Genomic DNA, 17597 nt, shown 5'->3' with positions numbered 1-17597 from the left:
CTAGAACGGTGGCTCTGCGGAGTCTTCGGCTATGGGTTTTGTTTCGGGGTCGTGGTTGTCGGGTGGGTTGGGGTAGGCGATGTGGCCGGATCGTTTCGGTGTGGTGGGGATGTGTGGTCTGAGGTCGTTGCCGAGGATGGGTACGGATGTTGCGTTGGTGGGCAGGGTGATTCGGGCGGTCTTGGATGTCGATGTCCACAGGATGGCTCCGCCGGGGAGCATGGTGGCGGTCCAGTAGCCGGCGGTTTTGACGGAGTGGTGGTAGTCGCAGAGGCATTGGAGGTTGTTGACGGTGGTCCAGCCGCCGCCGCGAGGGTTGGCGTGGTCGAAGGCCACGATGTGGTCGAGTTGGCAGCGTGCGGCGGGTCGGTGGCAGCCAGGGAATCGGCAGTGTTTGTCGCGCAGGCGGACCGCGGCGGTGGTGAGGGCGTCGGGTCGGTAGATCAGGGCGCGGTCGGTGAGCGGGTCGCGGGGGACCGATTTTCCGAGGGTGGGGTCGGCGGCGATCGCGGCTTCGAGCGCGGCGGCAAGGGTGGCGTTGCCGAGGTAGAGGCCTGAGGGTGTGTTGATGGTTCGGTTGTCCATCCGGATCGCCGAGCGTAGGTCGAGTGCTCTCATGTTGTGGGCGGGATGTCTGATGTCGTCCAGGTCGAGGGCAGAGCTGTGCCGTGTGCCCCGGCCGACGGGAGTGTGGGTGCAGAACAGGGCTGCAGCGGAGGTCAGTGATCCCAGGCGACGCTGGCGTGGATTGTCGCTGGCGGCAGTAGCAGCGTCAGTGGCAGTGGCAGTCGAGCCTGTTCCCGGTTCCGGGCCTCGGGCTGACGTCGGACCGGATGTTGTGGAGTCGGATGGTGTTGTGGAAGAGCGTGATTCCGAACAGTTCGGTGTGATAGCAGGCATCGGCGGTGTCTGTTCCGCAGGTGGTGGTGATGCTGACGCTGACGCCGGTGCAGGCGAAGCCGCGGCTTCAGGGCCGGTGGCCGACGTTGCTTGAGCTGGAAGGGCGGTCGCAGGTACGGGTGCGGATTCGTCGTTCTCCTCGGCATCGCCGGTCTCGCCGGTCTCCCCGGTCTCGTCGACCTCATCTGCCGGTGCTGCGGGCGTCGGTGCTGGTGTCGAGGTATTTCCCGGTGCAGGTGCAGGTGCAGGTGCAGGTGCAGGTGAACTGGCCGGGGTCGGTTCGGTCGAGGATTCTGTCGCAGCCCTCGAGTCCGCGCCCGACCCAGTTCCCGCATCCGCATCCGCAGCCGAGTCTGCAGCGAAGCCCAAGCCCGCGTCTGTCTCCGTCGCTGTTCCCGTCTCGGGTTCTGTTGCAGCCCCTGCCTTCTCGCCGTCCGAGCGTTGTTCCCATTCCCCGGTCTCCGGGTTCTGCACAGCGAGTCCGAGTTTCTCGGCGAGGGTCACTGCTTCGGTGAGCAGGATCTGCCAGTGACTGTTGCGTGCCAACTCTCGCGCGAGGTCGGGGTCGATGGATCCGTGCCCGGCGAGGTAGGCGGGGTTGGCGAGTAGTCCGATGAGGGTGGCGATGTCGACGGTGATCATCGTGAGCGGCACCCGTCGATCCGGCAACGCTGTGTCTTTCTTCGGGCAATCGGTGCGTTGGCACAGGCATGCCAGTCGGGGTTCGCCGTGCATGCGGGCCATGAATGCATCGCACAGGCGTTCTTTTTTACCGCGCGGGTCTTTGGGGCAGAGGGTGTCGGCCATTTCTTCGAGGAGTTGCCATGCGGCGGCGGCTTCGGGGGCGGTCAGCTCGGCTCGGATGCGGGCGAGTTCGCCGGCGGGGCTGTAGGTGACGGTGCGGAATTTCTTCGCGAACTCCCGCAACGCGGCGGCTTCCTCGGGTGCGACGCGCAGCAGGATGTCCCAGATCGCCTGTTCGAGCGGGCCCGGGGACGATCTCCGCGCCGCCTCGACCACCTCGGCTTCGACGCGGGTGACGATGTCGTCGGAGAGGTTGTCGAGGATCCGGCACACCGTCCGCACGCGGGGGAGGTCGATCTCACCGGCCTCGAACGCTGCCCGTAGCAGCGGCATCCGCGTGTGCAGGGCGACGCCGACCGAGACGTACGCTTCGGCGACGGTCGCCGAACAGCCCAACGCCACTGACATTTCGGTGCGTCCGTATCGGCTGTAGTGCTTGTGTTTTGTGTCGCGGGTGATCCAGTCGCAGTGCACGCGGTAGCAGGCGGTGATCTTGCGGGCCGCCTGTCGATTCTCCTCGCGCGCGGCAGCGGTCAACGCCTCCAGTGACACGGTCGGTATTGCACCCATTTTTTCACCCCCCCGGTGAGCAACATTTCAGAACGTGCGTTCGAACTGAAAGAAGACTATCTCGACCCACCGACAAGAACTCGAGGTCGGAATCGAGGGCGGCGTGAATCCGTCTGCACTGCGACTATCGATTGCCCGAAGTCCTGGTTCAATTCGCGATCGCGCGGTACCCGAAGAGCCTGTCCCACCGTTCATCAGTCAAGAACATCGGGAGAATGGCAGCCATGATCGCGCCGCTGGCTGCGGGGAGATAACTCCCTCCGATGAGTGACGCCACGGATCCGAGCGTGAAGAAGACGAGCGCCATGCGAGCAAGCAGCCACGTGGGCTTGCGGGCTGCGCGGCAGACTCCGTACACAACGGCCGCAACCGCACAGATGAGGATTGCCGCGTGCGCGAGTCCCCTGCCGAAATTGGACAGGGCGAGTACCTGGATCGTGGCGACTGCAGCCATGGTGCCGAGAAGGGCAACGCTCAACAGGTTCAGTCGTCGATACCGAGGTAGGTCGCGAATCAACTGGATCCCTTACGGCAGAGAGGTGGACATCCCGTACCCAGGGTAGTTACGCGTACTTCGCATCCCCCGCCGCCCCGTCGTGGTGGATCGGACCCGCTGTATGTGTCAGGGGCAGAGCACTACCCCCACGTCGCACGGCGACGAATTCCGCCGCGATGGCCAGTGCAGTTTCCTCTGGAGTTCTCGCACCCAAGTCCAAGCCGATCGGCGACTTCAAGCGTGCGAGCTCCTGCTCGGTCAACCCGACGTCACGCAACCGGACGGCGCGATCGTCGTGAGTCCTGCGTGATCCCATCGCCCCGACGAAGGCCACCGGCAGTCGCAGGGCCACCTCGAGCAGCGGCACATCGAATTTGGCGTCGTGCGTCAGGACGCAAATCACCGTGCGGGCATCGACGGCCGTCCGCGCCAGGTAGCTGTGCGGCCATTCGGTGACCACCTCGTCGGCGTCGGGAAACCGTGCAGCAGTGGCGAATACCGGTCTCGCGTCACAGACCGTCACGTGATACCCGAGGAACTTACCCACGCGGGCGAGTGCGCCGGCGTAGTCGATTGCCCCGAAGATCAGCAGCCGCGGGGCCGTGGCGTAGGACTGCACGAACACGTCGAGATCAGGCCGGCACCGCACCGACCGGATTCCGGTACCGCCGGAGTCCAGCATCGCCAGCGCCTCACCGACGACCACGGCGTCGACGTCGGAGAACCCGGTGCTGCCGATAGTGGCCGAGGAGGACACTGCAAGCGATTCCCCTGACCCGGAGAGCATCGTCACCGTGGCCACCGCCGAGTCCGACGCGATGGCCGCGAGCACGGCACGCGGAGGTCCGAGGCGGACGAACACCTCGATCACTCCCCCGCAGGTCAGACCGACAGCGAAAGCGTCGACGTCGCTGTAGCCGAACGACTCTCGCTTGGACTCACCGGTCTCGAGAACCTCGCGGCACAGCTCGTACACGGCGCCTTCGACGCAGCCACCGGAGACGCTGCCCACTGCTTCACCGTCGGCGCAGACCGCCATCGCGGCACCCGGAAGCCTTGGGGCACTTCCGGATACCGCAATGACAGTCGCTACCGCATAGGGAATGCCAGCGCGGTCCCAGGCGGACAGACGATCGACGATCTCTTTCACGTTACGAGATTCCCAACGCTTCTTCGATCGGGTGCAGGGCGAAGTAGACCAAGAATATACCCGACATCAGGTACAGCAGCCAATGCGTCTGGCGTGCTTTGCCTTTGGCCAGACGAACGAGGGTGTACGAGATGACACCGGCCGCAACACCGACGGTGATGGAGTAGGTGAAGGGCATCAGCACGATGGTCAGGAAGGCGGGGATCGCGATTTCGGTGTTCTCCCAGTCGATCTTGCGTACGTGCGTCATCATCAGCGCGCCCACCAAAACCAGGGCCGGCGCAGCTGCACCGACGGGAACCACCCCGGCCAACGGAGTGAAGAAGATCAAGCTGGTCAGCAACCCGCCTGTGACGACGCTGGCGAGACCGGTTCGGGCACCCTCGGTGACGCCGGCCGCAGATTCCACCACGGCGGTGTTGGCGGAGCCGTTGATTGCGCCTCCGACGATGGCACCGATGCCGTCGACGGTGAGGATGCGGCTCAGTCCGGGCATCCTGCCTTGCTTGTCGACCAGACCCGCTTCCTCGCCGACTCCGAGGATGGTGCCCATCGCGTCGAAGAAGCCCGAGAGAACGAGCGTGAACAGGACGACCGACGCCGTGACGATTCCGGCCCGAGCGAAGCCGCCGAACAGGTCGACGTTGAACAGCAGGTCGAATTGTGGTGTGGCGACGATGGAGTCGGGCACCTTCGGTACGACCGGTCCCCACGCCTCCGGCTCGATGTCGAACACCGAGTTCAGGATGATCGCCAAGTTGGTGGCCACGAAGATGCCGATCAGCATCGCGCCCGGCACCTTCCGAACGAACAGCATGATCATCAGGATGAGCCCGACGCAGAACACGAACACCGGCCAGCCGGCGAGCTTGCCGAAGGTGCCGAGGGTGACGGCGGTTGCTGCCGACTCGTGGTGCCCGACGAACCCGGCATCGACCAGGCCGATCAGCGCGATGAATGCACCGATTCCGACGCCGATCGCCTGCTTGAGTACCAGTGGTATGGCATCCATGATGAGTTGCCGAATGCCGGTGAGAGCGAAGACGACGATGACGACGCCCTCGAGAACTACCAGACCCATCGCCTGCGGCCAGGTCATGTACGGGGCCGCCTGGAACACCACGATCGGCGTCACCCCGAGGCCGGCTGCCATCGCGAGGGGCGCGTTTCCGACGACCCCCATCAGGATGGTCGTCAGCCCGGCGGACAGTGCCACCATGGTCGACAGCTGAGCCGGATCGAGCGTGGCACCGGTGACATCGCGTGCATCACCGATGATCAGAGGGATGAGAACGATCAGGTAGGCCATGGCCACGAATGTGGTGACACCACCGCGAATTTCGCGTGACAGCGTCGAACCGCGGCCAGTGATGTCGAAGAACTTGTCGATCTGGGATCGACCTCGTCCGCTTTGGCGAGTGCTGGATGTGTGTACGTCGGTCATGATCGGCCCTCCCAGGGCGTGATCAACCTCGTCGAGCGTCGGGCCGGGCCGACATGCCGGGGGAGTTGGAGTCGGTACGGTTGTGCCGGAGAAGGTTTCGTCGAATGGGGATGGAACTCGGATCAGCTGTTGATGATGTGTTCGGGTCGAACGGGTACGCGGGTCAACGCGAGTCCGGTGGCGTTACGGATGGCTGCGACGACGGCGGGCGTCGACGAGAGGGTGGGTGGCTCGCCGGCACCACGAAGGCCGTACGGTGCCAGGGGATCCGGGTTCTCGAGGATGTCCAGCTTCATGGGCGGCATGTCGAGAATGGTCGGAATCAGATAGTCGGTGAACGACGGGTTCTTCACCAGACCGTCCACGACGACGATTTCTTCCATCACCGCGAGGCCGAGGCCCTGCGCTGTGCCGCCGTGGATCTGGCCTTCGAGTGAAAGCCGGTTGAGGATCTTGCCGACGTCCTGCACGGCCGCCATCTCGACGACCTTGACGAGTCCGAGTTCGACGTCGACGTCCACCACGGCGCGGTGGACACACAGGGCGAGCTGGGTGTGGCTCGCGCCCTGTCCGGTGACCGGATCCATTCCGCTGGTGGGGCGATGGTGGAATTCACGAGTCTGCTCGATGACGCGATCGCCGAGTACGTCCTCGATCGTGGCCAGCACACCGTCGGTGGCCGAGACGATCTTGCCGCCGTCGAGGCTGAGGTCGGCCACCGCGCGGCCCAGATACAGGCCGGCCAGGACGAACACCGCCTCGCGCACGGCCTCGCACGCGGTCTTCACTGCGCCACCGGTCATGTACGACTGGCGCGACGCGGACGAAGAGCCGGCATTGCCGACCTTGGTGTCGGCGGGATGGATGACGACCTTGGTGACGCCGAGTTCGGTGCGCGCGATCTGCGCCTCCAACGTCACCAGTCCCTGCCCCACCTCGGCAGCAGCCGTGTGCACCAATGCCGTTGCCTCGCCGCCGATCACCTCCAGCCGGACGCGAGCAGTGGAGTAGTCGTCGTAGTTCTCGGAGAAGCAGATGTTCTTGATGCCGACGCCGTATCCGATCCCACGTACGACGCCTTCGCCGTGGGTGGTCTGCGATGCCCCACCCGGCAGATTTCGAATGTCCGACGCGTCCAGCGGGGCAGGTAGTTCCATCGCCTCGGCTCGGGCGAGCATCTCGGCCAGTGGGGCAGGTGCTTCGATGACCTGGCCGGTCGCGAGGATGGAACCTTGGCTGACGGCGTTGATCTGGCGGATTGCCACCGGCCCGATACCGCAGGCCTCGCCGAGCTTGTCCATCATCGACTCGTACGCGAAACATGCTTGCACTGCGCCGAATCCACGCATCGCACCGCACGGTGGATTGTTGGTGTACACCCCGTACGCGTCGATCTCGATGTTGGGGATGACGTACGGTCCGACACCGAGCGAGGCCGCGTTGCCGACCACGTTGAGAGTGGCCGAGGTGTACGCACCGCCGTCGAGGATGATCTCGACATCGGCGAACACGAGCTTGCCGTCCCTGGTGGCACCGTACTCGTAGTGCATCTGTGCGGGGTGGCGGTGTACGTGGCCGAAGAACGACTCGTACCGGTTGTAGACGATCTTGACGGGCTTGCCGGTGTGCATGGCGAGCATCGCCGCGTGGATCTGCATCGACAGGTCCTCACGGCCACCGAATGCACCGCCGACGCCGGCCAGCGTCATTCGGATCTTCTCCTCGGACAGGCCGAGACACGGCCCGATCTGCGCCAGATCGTTGTGCATCCACTGGGTCGCGACATAGAGATCCACGCCGCCGTCCTCGGCGGGAACGGCCAAGCCGGACTCGGGTCCGAGGAACGCTTGATCCTGGATGCCGACGGCGAAGTCGCTGATGACGATGACATCCGCGGTGGCCCGTGCGGCGGCGACGTTGCCGACGCGCACCGGCTGATGTCGCGCCACTCCGCCGCGTTCCTGCACCTTCGGGTAGTCCGGATCCAGGGCTGCGCGTCGGGCATCGGTGAGAGGCTCGAGCACGTCGTAGACCACGACGATCTTTTCCATTGCGCGCCGGGCGGTTTCGGGATGGTCGGCTGCGATCAACGCGATCGGTTCGCCCTCGTGCCGCACCTCGTCGAAGGCCAGCACGGGCTGATCCCACGTGTGGTCGAGCCCGAAGCACTTGCGCCCCGGCACGTCCTCGTGGGTGAGTACCGCCTCGACGCCGGGAGTTGCCAGCGCCTTCGAGATGTCGACAGAGACGATCCTCGCGCGGGGATGCGGGCTACGAAGGGTTGCACCCCACAGCATCCCGTCGATGAACAGATCCGATGAGTAGGCGAACTCGCCCTTGACCTTCAGCGTGCCGTCGGGTCGCAGCGGGCTGTCGCCGACGCGACCGCGACCCGGGGCGGGGATGTCGGCGGGAGCTTGCCGGGGTGTGGTGGTCGGGGCGCTCACAGCACGTCCTCCGCGAGTTTCATCAGGCGACGGTGCGCATCGGCTCCGGCGCGGCCTATTTCGTCCTGCGGTGCGCTGGTCAAGACATCGTTCTCGACGATCGTCCGGCCTCCCACCATCAAGCGCGCGAGCGGTGGTGTCTGCCCGTACGCGAACGCGACGACCGGATCGTCCACCGCCGAGTAGAACCCGTCGGTGCGCCAGATCGCGATGTCGGCCAGTTTGCCGACCTCGAGCGAACCGATCTCGCTCTGACGACCCAGTACCGTTGCGCCGCCCAGTGTTCCGAGCTCGAGTGCCTGACGCGCGGTCAGTGCTGTCGGTCCGTACTTGGCCCGCTGCATGTACATGGCCTGACGGACCTCGCCTGCCAGGGGCACCATTTCGGCCGAGGCGGAACCGTCGACCCCCAGGCCGACGGGTGCGCCGGCGGCGAGCAGGTCCGAGATCCGGGCGATACCCGCGCCGAGCCGAGCATTGGAACTCGGGCAATGGGCGGTGCCGGTACCGGTTGCCGCAATCTTCGCGATGTCGGAATCGTGCAGGTGCACGGCGTGTGCGAACCACACGTCGTCACCCAGCCAGCCGACCTGCTCCATGTACTCGACCGGGGTGCAGTTCATCTGAGCGAGGCAGTGCTCTTCTTCGTCCAGGGTTTCGGCCAGATGAGTGTGCAGCCGAACGCCTTTGGCGCGAGCAAGCCCTGCGGACTCGACGAGTAGCTCTTTACTGATCGAGAACGGTGAACAGGGCGCGACCGCGATGCGGAGCATGGAACCGAAGGAGGCGTCGTGATAGGTGTCGATGGCCTCGGCGGTGGCCGTGAGGATGTCGTCGAGCGATTCGACCACCTCGTCCGGTGGCAGGCCGCCGTCGGACACACCCCGGTCCATCGAGCCTCGGCACGGCTGGAAGCGGACTCCGATGCGTTGCGCCGCGTCGATCTCGGCGGCGAACAGATCGCCTCGGCCCTGGGGGAAGATGTAGTGATGATCGGTGCTCGTGGTGCATCCCGATTTGGCCAGCCATCCGAGCCCGGCCGCGGCAGCACCGCCGACGACCTCGGCATCCATCTTGGACCACGGCTTGTACAGCGCGACAAGCCATTCGAAGAGAGTGTTGTCCTTGGCGAGGCCCTGGGACGCCCACTGGTAGAGGTGGTGGTGTGTGTTCACCAGGCCGGGGGTGACGAGGCAGCCGGACGCGTCGATCGTCTCGGCGCCGGGGATGATCGGGGCGGGACCCGATCCGATGGCGGTGATCATCGTGCCCTCGACGACGAGGTAGCCGTCGGGGATCTCGTCGCCGACGATGGGCGCGATGTAGGCACCCGAGATGACAGTGGTCATTTGGCTTCGGCCTTTCGAGTTGCTGCAAGCCGCACGGCGTCCAGGATCTTCTCGTATCCGGTGCAGCGGCAGAGGTTTCCGGCGAGGGATTCACGGATCTCGACGTCCGACGGATTGGGAACGCGCTCGATCAGATCGTGTGCTTGCACCACGAGCCCGGGGGTGCAGAAGCCGCATTGGACGGCTCCGCATTCGACGAACGCCTCCTGCATCGGATCGAGCTTGTCGCCTTCGGCGAGGCCTTCGACGGTACGGATCTCGCGGCCCTCGACCTGACCGGCGGCCACCAGGCAGGCACATGCGGGGACGCCGTCGAGATAGACGGTGCACGAACCGCATTCACCTTGCTCGCAGGCATTCTTGGATCCGGGGAGTCCCATGCGTTCACGCAGCAGGTAGAGCAGACTCTCGCCCTCCCAGACGTCGTCGGCTTCCATGTCTTTTCCGTTGATGGTGCAGTTGACTCGCATGTTCAGGCCACCTTCCGTGCGGCTGTGAGGTCTCGCCATGCCCAGCCCAGTGTTCGCCGGGCCATCACGGACAGGGCGTGCTTGCGGTAATCGGCAGTGCCTCGTACGTCGTCGATGGGACTTGCTGCCGCACTGACCAATCGGCCGAATTCCTCCGATACCCGCGGATCGAGGGCACCGTCCCACTCGAGTTCGGCCGCGAGGTAGTTCTCGGCATCGTAAGCCCGGCGCGGCGTCGGCGCAGCGGAGCCGAGCCCGGTACCCACACGACCCTCCTGCGGAAACAGTGCGATCGAGAACGAGCAGACTGCGATGACCATCGCGTTGCGGGTGCCGATCTTGGAGAAGTACTGCGGTCCCGCTGCCGGTGCCACGTGAAAGGCGCGGATGAGTTCGTCGGGCAGGCAGGAATTGCGCTTGACGCCGAGGTAGAACTCGGTGGCGGGGATCATGCGTACTCCGCGCTCGGCCGATTCGACCTCGACGGTCGCGCCCGCTGCGAGCAGAGGCGCGTGCAGATCGCCTGCTGGCGACGCGCCGCCGAGGTTGCCGCCGACGGTCCCGCGATTGCGGATCTGCGGTGAGCCGACGGTGCGGGAGGCCTGGGAGATGCCGGGAAGCATGTCTCCGAGCTCGGCGATGATGCGGACGTACGGCACGCCTGCGCCGACCCGCAGCGTCCCGTCGGGAAGGTGCGCCCATTCGGTGAGTTCGGTGATCGGGTTCAGATCCAGCAATGCGCCCGGCCGGTGCAGGTCGAAGTTCATCTCGACCATGACGTCGGTGCCGCCCTGGATGGGCACCACGTCGACGTTGTCGGCCTTCGCGGCCAACGCGTCGCCCCAGGTCTGTGGTCGTAGAAATTCCATCGTGCTGTTCTCCGCTCACGTGTCTTTCGGTCGTGTTCACCCAGTACAACCGCCGGAGGCCATGCGAACGAGAGACAGGAACGACGAAGTATGACGCCGATCACAGTGTAGGTTTTGGAGGATCCTACGAAGAGGAGGTCGATGCACCGTGAGACTGCGTGATCTGGCCGATCTCCCCGACCTGAAACTGCAGCCGATCGTCACTCCCGAGCACTTCGATCCGACCATCCGATGGGTCGTGACCACCGACATGCTCGATCCGAGTCGCTACCTCAGCGGCGGAGAGCTGGTGCTGACCGGTCTGATGTGGCGGACGGGCCCCGAGGACTCGAGGACGTTCGTCCGGGCGGTGTCCAAGGCCGGGATCTCGGCGTTGGCGGCATCCGACGACGGCGTGGTGCCCGACGATCTGGTCGACGCCTGCCTCGAGCACGGCCTGCCGCTCTTTCGCGTACCCGCCGACATCGCTTTCGCCACCGTCACCGAGAGCGTGGTCCGGCAACTGTCCACGGCCCGGGCCTCGGACCTGAGTCTGGTGCTCGATCGGCATCGACGCCTGGTGGCTAGCGCGGGGCCCGGTGGGGGTCTCGGTCCGCTGCTGGAGATGGTCAGCTCCGATCTGGGTATGAACTGCTGGGTCGTCACGTCGTCGGGACGGGTACTCGCCGGATCCGAAAATCCGCCGGACACCGAAGCGGTGGCGCAGGACTTCATGAGCTCGGTACGGCTGCCGCGCTATTGCCCGGAGCAGCGAGTCTCGGTGTTCGCCGTCGACGGTGAGTCCGCACCGCGCGTCGTGGATTGGTTCGTGGCCTTCGAAAGCGATTGGCAGACATGGGATGCGCCGAGACTTTCCCTGGCCGGACAGCTGGCGTCGATCGTGGCGGTGGAACGCAGTCGCGTCGACGATCGCCTGTCCGGGTCGGGAATTCTGGCGCAGGAATTCGTGCGCACGATCGTCGGCGGTGCGACGGCCGCTGACATCCTCGCCCAGATGCACGTCATCGGACTCGACATCGAAACACGGTATGCTGCAGTGGCTGTGGCCACGTCCGGGGAGACGTTGCGGCTCGGCGAGCTACGCCCGCTGTTACGAGAAGTGCTGGCACCGTTGGAGATCACCCTCGGAATCGTCGACGGTGAGGCCATCGCGTTGGTGGAGGCGCGAACCGACCGAACCGATTCCGTTCGGCGAGCGGTCCACACGTTGGCACCGGGACTGGTCGGTAGCGGTACCTCGATCGGTGTCAGCGCTCCGACCGCGCCCGTCGACATCCGAAGCGCGATCGAGGAAGCGCGCTACGCCCGCAGACTCGCCGAGCGTCATGGCTCGGACTGCAGTGTCGTCGGTCACGACGAATTGGCCACGCTGACAATACTTCTCGCCAACGTTCCCGATGACGTGCGACGCATGTTCACCTCGAGACTGCTGACTCCCCTGGTCGACTACGACGACCTGCACAACAGTGATCTCGTCGAGACGCTGTCGGTGTACCTCGACACCAACGGAGCCTGGACGCGGTGTGCCGAACAACTGCACATGCACGTCAATTCCGTCCGATATCGCATCCAGCGCATCGAGGAACTGACCGGCCGCGATCTGTCGCGACTGGAGGACCGGATCGAGTTCTACTTGGCACTACGGCTGCGGTGACCCGTCGCGGTCTACTCTGGAGCCATGGCTCTCATTGCAACACTGGATCTGACGTTCAAGCCCGAGTCTCTTGCCGACGCGCGAGCACTGCTGCGCACGGTGCTGGCCGATACCCGCGCGTTCGAGGGTTGCCTCGGCGTCGACGTGTGGGTCGACGAGGAGAACGAGGCCCACGTGGTGGCCTACGAGACGTGGGAGTCGGCCGAGGCCGATGCGAAGTACCGCGAGTTCCGCGCCGGTCCCGGCCAGATCACCGAACTGCCGCCGATGCTTGCTGCCGCTCCGACACTGACGAAGTTCACGGTCGACTCGTCGATCTGATCGGCTGGAGGGGCCGCGCAGCACTACCCGGTGATGTCCGACAGCGGTAGTGGTCGTCCGGTGAGAAAGCCCTGCACCATGTCTGCTCCGAGTTCGGCGGCCACTCGGAGTTCCGCTTCGGTTTCGACGCCTTCCATGATGACCGTCGACCCGATCTCGTGTGCAAATCCGATCACCGATGCAGCGGCGGCCCTTCGGATCGGGTCGGTGTCGATTCCGTGCACCAGTGCGTAGTCGATCTTCAGGGTGTCGGGGCGCAGTTCGACCACCTGGCGAAGTCCGGCGAAGCCGGCACCTACGTCGTCGACGGAGATGGATATGCCTGCTCCGCGCATGGATTCGATGGTTCGGGCGACCGCGCGGTAGTCGTGGACCCGCTCGTGTTCGGTGATTTCGATGTGGAACTGTCGGTTCTTCTGGAACGGCTTCAGCACGGCGGCCAGGTCGGTGGAACGAATGGTGTCGGCAGACGCGTTGAGTGAAACGAAGATCCCGCGGGGAAGTGACGCGGACGCGGCCAGCGCGCGGTCGATGGCGGCGGCTTCGAGAAGCGGTCCGATTCCCGCATTGGTGGCGTCGCGGAACCACATCGTCGGCGAGCCGTAGCCGAAAGGAAAACGAGACAGTGCCTCGTAACCGACGACCCTTGTGGTGACCGTGTCGCAGATAGGTTGGAACACCACGTCAGGCCCGCCTCGCGAGATCAAGGTCTCGATGCGCGTGCGGATGTCCGCTCGCGTTCCGGTGCTGGTGCCGCGGGCGCTGCCGTCGTCCTCGGAGAGTCGAGACTTGTTGCGATACATCTCGATATCGGCCGATGCGATCAGTTTGCGCACGACGGTAGGGGTGACGGGTTCGCCGCCGAGTAGTTCCGAGGCAGAACCGACACTGGCGGTGAAAGGCGGTCCGGAGAAGCTTTCGTCGAGACCGATCCGGATCCTGTGGTCGGCCGATTCGATCTCGCCGGGCGAACCGATGTGCACGATGACGAACTCGTCTCCGCTCAGGCGCGAGACCACCGATGTCTGCGGTACCGCGGCGGTGAGCCGTGAGGCGATCTCGATCAGTACTGCATCGCCGGTGGGGTGACCGAATCGGTCGTTGATGTCCTTGAACCGATCGATGTCGAGAACGGTGACCCCGATGGTTCGATCCGAGGGGCTGTCGGTGGAGGCGGTACCGACGTCATCGATTGCCTCGAGCAATCCGCGCCGGTTGTACAGGCCCGTCAGCGAATCGATGACGGCTCCCGATGCCCGAGAACGTAGATGCCGGATGTACGCCCGCATCATCAAGGGGGTGAGGTACAACGTGACGACGGTGACTGCGGTCGCGGCCACCAGCCACGGGTTCTTTCCCTGACCGACCGCAAGTATGCCGAGTGCAAGTACCGTCGCCACCGAGACCGCCAGGTGAATCCACATCACTCGGAACGAGCTTGCAATCACGGTGAAGACAGCCACGATCGTGAACATCATGCATCCGGCCAGTGGCACATAACGGTCGGTGCTGCTGAACAGGATGCCCACGATGCCGACGTCTGCGTAGAACACGAAGGCATTGGCCAGACGCGGTGACGGCCATGGTCCGAGGAACCACGCGATCGCCACCGGTATCGTCGTCAACGCCCCGAGGAGGACGAATACCGCCAGGCCGTCGTAGTGGATGCCGGTGGGAACCATCAGGATCCCGGACAGGCCGAACAACAGTGTCAGGGTTCCGACGAAATACCGCACCCAACGCTCGCGCGCTGTGTTCGCGAAGTACGTGTAGTCGTCGTCGACTCTCGCGCGCGTGGCGTGGAGCCCAGGCCTGTATCGCGTACGGCCCTCGGCCGTCACCGCAATCCCCGGTCTGGAAATGGGCATACCTCTCATGGGCAGATCCCCGGCCGGCTGAACGCTACCAGCGCCACGTGGAGCTGTGCCGGAATCGGGCATACACGCTGTCTGCAGTGCGTCAGACCATGTCTCGCTTGGTGAGCCACCGTAGTGTCGGCCACCCGAGAAACACCGGCAACCAGCAGGTCAGGACGCGATAGAGCAAGACCGACGGCACGGCGATGGAGGCGGGCACTCCGAAGGCGGCCAGACCGCCGATGAGTGCGGCCTCCACGGCACCCACACCGCCCGGCGTCGGCGCGGCCGAGGCCAGAGTTCCGCCGATCATCGTCACCACCGTCACGGTGACGAACGTGGTGCCGCCGCCGAAGGCCTCGATGCTCGCCCACAGTGCAAGCGCGGCACCCAACGTCGTGGCCGCGCAGCCGAGGATGATGATCGAGAACCGTTTGGGGTCGCGGGCGAGTTCGCCCAGTTCGCCGAGGACTTCCTTGATCTGCGGACGAACGGCTACCCGCAGCCAGCGTCGCAGCTTGGGTACGAACATGAACGTCCCGACGACGCCGAAAGCGGCACCTGCGATGAGATACAGCACGGTGTTGCCCGGCACCATGTTCGACAGACCGGACGAGGTGCCTGCGACGACGCTGAAGAAGATCAGCAGGCTCACGTGCGTGATCACCTGGACCGATTGTTGCAGCGCCACAGCCGCCGTCGCGCGAACCGTTCCCAACCCACCCTTCTGCAGGAATCGCACGCTCAGGGCCAGTCCGCCGACGCCGGCGGGTGTCGTCGTCGCCGCGAAGGTGTTGGCGACCTGCATCACCGTCAGATTCCAGAAGCTGACCTTGCCCAGCGCGCACGCCCACAACGCGGCTCCGGCACCGACGTACGTCAGCGCGGACACCGCCAGACCGAGCAGAGCCCACCACCAGTTCGCCGAACCGAGTTCGGTGACGAACGCGGGCACCGCACTGATGAACGGGTATGCGACGTAGACCAATCCGATCAACAGCACGAGCGAGATGATCTGGTTGCGGCTGAATCGGGTGACCTGCTCGGCCTCGATCTTGGCCGCACCGGTCTGCTCGAGAACCTCGAGCCGGACTGCCTTCATCGTCTTGTCGGCGTCGCGCACCGATTGGCGAATGCGCGGCGGGATGGCGGACTTGGTCAAGCGACCCGAGGCCGCAACCACGGTCTCGAAGCCGAGTACGTCGATGGCGGTCGCGACGGCGCGCTGGGAGCCGAACAGGTCTGCGGTGGTGAGCAACAACTGCGCGACGTCGGATTGCATCTGGGAATCCGAGGCACCCAGTTCGGCATGACCGAAACCGCAGAAGAGGGCCTTGCCGTCGTGAATCCGGAGTTCGTTTCGGTGCAGGTCGCCGTGGGAGATCTGGTTCTCGTGCAGAGTGTGCAGGGCCGACCACAGAGCGCCGAGGGTGGCGTCGTCGTGCTCCGCCTCGATCGGATCACCGATGGAAAGGCTGTGCGCGTACAGGGTCCATCCTCTGTCGAGCGCGGCCACCGCCAGTGGGTGACTTCCCGCCGCACCCAACCCCTTGATGGCAAGGCCCATCAGGGCGCGATGCTCGACGGCCCGGCGCATCGACGCGTGCAGTGGCGCAGTTTCGCTGCCACGCAGTGTGATCCACCTCCAGGACTGGCGTAGGGCACCACCGCTGCGCTGATTCTGCCCGTACAACTCGACCACCACATCGGCGTCGGGAGTGTGTGCGTTCAACACCAACGGGCCGGGGCCGGCCGGGCGTACGACGGTGAAGCTGCGAACGGTGACACCTCGGCTGTGGAACAGGCGAACCGCCGCGTCGAGCGGAACCTCCAGCGCGGGCGTGCCGACGAGCAACACGATGACGGCTCCGACGAGCCAGCCGACCGCAAGTCCGAGCATCGAGCGAGCCGGGACCACGGTGGAGACGACCAGGTGAATCGGCACGAACGCGAGCAACAGCGTCCACCATGCCCGACGCCATCGTGCGGGCAGGCCCGGGCCGGACACCGTCAGGGCCGCGGCCAACATGGCGATCCAGCGCGAATCGTCGAGGAATTGCGAGAGGAACGTGTCGAGTCGCTCGGGAACGTCGAGGTCCCAGGTGGGAGTGGAGATCCCGGTTCCGGTGATCGACAACGCCAGCGCGGCCAGCAGTGCCGCGGCCGCGTACCCGGCGAGCAGTTTCCATTTGCGGCCCGCGATCAGTCCGATCAGGACGCCGAACGGGAGCGCGAGAATTGCGACGCCGTAGACGATGTAGACGGCATTGGATTGGTCGGGGCTGAGCACGCCGACGATGTTCGACACCGATTGCTCGAGCGCGTCCCACTGATTTCTGGTGATCAGCGAACCGGCGATCACCACACCCAGTAGCGCCGCGGCCGATACGACCCGAATGATGTCGCTGGTTCTGCGCACCAGCGGCTGAAGCAGGTTCCCCGCTACGGGAACGTCCCGCCCATCCACACGCATGGGGTCAACCTACCGTGCGGTACGCCTGCGGAGTTCGTTGCGGACGGTGGGCCATTCGGATTCGATGATCGAGAACACGACGGTGTCGCGCAACGAACCGTCGGACATGCGTTGATGATTGCGCAGAATCCCGTCCTGCTTCGCACCCAGTTTCGCGATCGCCGTCCGCGACTGCAGGTTCATCCAATGGGTACGAAATTCGACGGCGATGCATCCCAGTTCCTCGAATGCATGCGTCAGCAACAGCAGTTTGCTCGCGGGATTGGTGCCGGTTCCGTGCGCGGAGCGGGCATTCCACGTGTATCCGATTTCGACGCGACGGTTGGTGGCGTCTGCGTTGCACAACGTTGTCGCTCCGATGATCTGCCCGGTGTCGTTGCGGCGCAGCGTGAACGGAAGCATCGTGCCTGCATCGAGCAATCCGAGTCGACGGTCGATCTCGGCCGCCATGTCCTCGGGCTTCGGAACACTGGTGTACCAGAGATTCCACAGCTCCCCGTCGCGGGCGGCATCGCACAGACCTTCGAGATGATCGTGGCTCAGCGGCTCCAGGGTCACGAGATCGTCAGTGAGGGTCACCGGTTGCAGAAAGGGCATTCGCCGACGATACGTCGGATCTGCCCGTCCGGGAAAGCATGACGATCAGCACTGCGGTGACGGCCATGAGTACTAGGGCAATCACCTCGGTGAAGGCGGGGTCACAGCAGGCGACCATCACGGTCTCGCTACCGTTACTGATGGATCTGATCGCCGACGAAATTCGCTGGCTCGCGGCGCGTGATGCGCCCTACGGT

The 17597-nt window shown here is 65.0% G+C and carries 13 protein-coding genes; 2 read left to right on the top strand and 11 right to left on the bottom strand.

The window, feature by feature from the left end:
• The 8 genes from CH291_RS08880 to CH291_RS08845 form a co-directional block, all read right to left on the bottom strand.
• Positions 1-2274 carry an HNH endonuclease signature motif containing protein gene (locus CH291_RS08880; RefSeq protein ID WP_094687238.1) on the bottom strand — a complete coding sequence of 758 codons (2274 nt, stop codon included), beginning with the start codon at positions 2272-2274 and terminating at the stop codon, positions 1-3.
• 148 nt (positions 2275-2422) lie between these two features.
• The gene (locus CH291_RS08875; protein ID WP_094687237.1) at positions 2423-2752 is read right to left on the bottom strand and encodes a hypothetical protein; all 330 of its coding nucleotides are present in this window, start codon (positions 2750-2752) and stop codon (positions 2423-2425) included.
• Positions 2753-2837: 85 nt separating this feature from the next.
• A complete protein-coding gene (locus CH291_RS08870; RefSeq protein ID WP_217901107.1) occupies positions 2838-3920 on the bottom strand; it encodes an XdhC family protein in 1083 nt (360 codons plus the stop codon).
• Between the two features lies 1 nt (position 3921).
• The gene (locus tag CH291_RS08865) at positions 3922-5364 is read right to left on the bottom strand and encodes an NCS2 family permease (RefSeq protein WP_068048478.1); all 1443 of its coding nucleotides are present in this window, start codon (positions 5362-5364) and stop codon (positions 3922-3924) included.
• 122 nt (positions 5365-5486) lie between these two features.
• Positions 5487-7811, bottom strand: coding sequence for a xanthine dehydrogenase family protein molybdopterin-binding subunit (locus CH291_RS08860; protein ID WP_256980778.1), 2325 nt, complete (start codon positions 7809-7811; stop codon positions 5487-5489).
• Positions 7808-9160: an 8-oxoguanine deaminase gene (locus CH291_RS08855; protein ID WP_094687236.1), complete on the bottom strand. Its 1353-nt coding sequence runs from the start codon at positions 9158-9160 to the stop codon at positions 7808-7810. The genes CH291_RS08860 and CH291_RS08855 overlap by 4 nt, the downstream gene beginning before the upstream one ends.
• Positions 9157-9630 carry a (2Fe-2S)-binding protein gene (locus tag CH291_RS08850; protein ID WP_068048485.1) on the bottom strand — a complete coding sequence of 158 codons (474 nt, stop codon included), beginning with the start codon at positions 9628-9630 and terminating at the stop codon, positions 9157-9159. Before CH291_RS08850 ends, CH291_RS08855 begins: the two co-directional genes overlap by 4 nt.
• A 2-nt stretch (positions 9631-9632) precedes the next feature.
• The gene (locus CH291_RS08845) at positions 9633-10499 is read right to left on the bottom strand and encodes an FAD binding domain-containing protein (RefSeq protein WP_094668606.1); all 867 of its coding nucleotides are present in this window, start codon (positions 10497-10499) and stop codon (positions 9633-9635) included.
• Positions 10500-10647: 148 nt separating this feature from the next.
• On the opposite strand from CH291_RS08845, the gene CH291_RS08840 reads away from it, so the two are divergent.
• Positions 10648-12153 (top strand): PucR family transcriptional regulator, encoded by a 1506-nt coding sequence (locus CH291_RS08840; protein WP_256980777.1) that lies wholly within the window; start codon positions 10648-10650, stop codon positions 12151-12153.
• 24 nt (positions 12154-12177) lie between these two features.
• The gene (locus CH291_RS08835) at positions 12178-12474 is read left to right on the top strand and encodes a putative quinol monooxygenase (RefSeq protein ID WP_094687235.1); all 297 of its coding nucleotides are present in this window, start codon (positions 12178-12180) and stop codon (positions 12472-12474) included.
• 23 nt (positions 12475-12497) lie between these two features.
• On the opposite strand, the gene CH291_RS08830 is transcribed toward CH291_RS08835, so the two are convergent.
• The 3 genes from CH291_RS08830 to CH291_RS08820 form a co-directional block, all read right to left on the bottom strand.
• A complete protein-coding gene (locus CH291_RS08830; RefSeq protein WP_231893754.1) occupies positions 12498-14342 on the bottom strand; it encodes a bifunctional diguanylate cyclase/phosphodiesterase in 1845 nt (614 codons plus the stop codon).
• A 91-nt stretch (positions 14343-14433) separates the two neighbouring features.
• Positions 14434-16803, bottom strand: coding sequence for a lysylphosphatidylglycerol synthase transmembrane domain-containing protein (locus tag CH291_RS08825; protein WP_094687234.1), 2370 nt, complete (start codon positions 16801-16803; stop codon positions 14434-14436).
• Between the two features lie 9 nt (positions 16804-16812).
• A complete protein-coding gene (locus tag CH291_RS08820; RefSeq protein ID WP_094687233.1) occupies positions 16813-17400 on the bottom strand; it encodes a GNAT family N-acetyltransferase in 588 nt (195 codons plus the stop codon).
• Between the last annotated feature and the right edge of the window lie 197 nt (positions 17401-17597).

This window comes from Rhodococcus sp. 14-1411-2a, from assembly GCF_002259485.1.
Classification (GTDB): domain Bacteria; phylum Actinomycetota; class Actinomycetes; order Mycobacteriales; family Mycobacteriaceae; genus Rhodococcoides.
The sequence above is the reverse complement of the archived record's forward strand: the minus strand, read 5'-3'. Positions and strand labels throughout refer to the sequence as shown.

What these genes read in the sequence shown, in the direction of transcription:
- CH291_RS08880 (WP_094687238.1), bottom strand. Translation starts at nt 2,274, where the DNA reads ATGGGTGCAATACCGACCGTGTCACTGGAGGCGTTGACCGCTGCCGCG.
- CH291_RS08865 (WP_068048478.1), bottom strand. Translation starts at nt 5,364, where the DNA reads ATGACCGACGTACACACATCCAGCACTCGCCAAAGCGGACGAGGTCGA.
- CH291_RS08855 (WP_094687236.1), bottom strand. Translation starts at nt 9,160, where the DNA reads ATGACCACTGTCATCTCGGGTGCCTACATCGCGCCCATCGTCGGCGAC.
- CH291_RS08850 (WP_068048485.1), bottom strand. Translation starts at nt 9,630, where the DNA reads ATGCGAGTCAACTGCACCATCAACGGAAAAGACATGGAAGCCGACGAC.
- CH291_RS08845 (WP_094668606.1), bottom strand. Translation starts at nt 10,499, where the DNA reads ATGGAATTTCTACGACCACAGACCTGGGGCGACGCGTTGGCCGCGAAG.
- CH291_RS08835 (WP_094687235.1), top strand. Translation starts at nt 12,178, where the DNA reads ATGGCTCTCATTGCAACACTGGATCTGACGTTCAAGCCCGAGTCTCTT.
- CH291_RS08830 (WP_231893754.1), bottom strand. Translation starts at nt 14,342, where the DNA reads ATGCCCATTTCCAGACCGGGGATTGCGGTGACGGCCGAGGGCCGTACG.
- CH291_RS08825 (WP_094687234.1), bottom strand. Translation starts at nt 16,803, where the DNA reads ATGCGTGTGGATGGGCGGGACGTTCCCGTAGCGGGGAACCTGCTTCAG.
- CH291_RS08820 (WP_094687233.1), bottom strand. Translation starts at nt 17,400, where the DNA reads ATGCCCTTTCTGCAACCGGTGACCCTCACTGACGATCTCGTGACCCTG.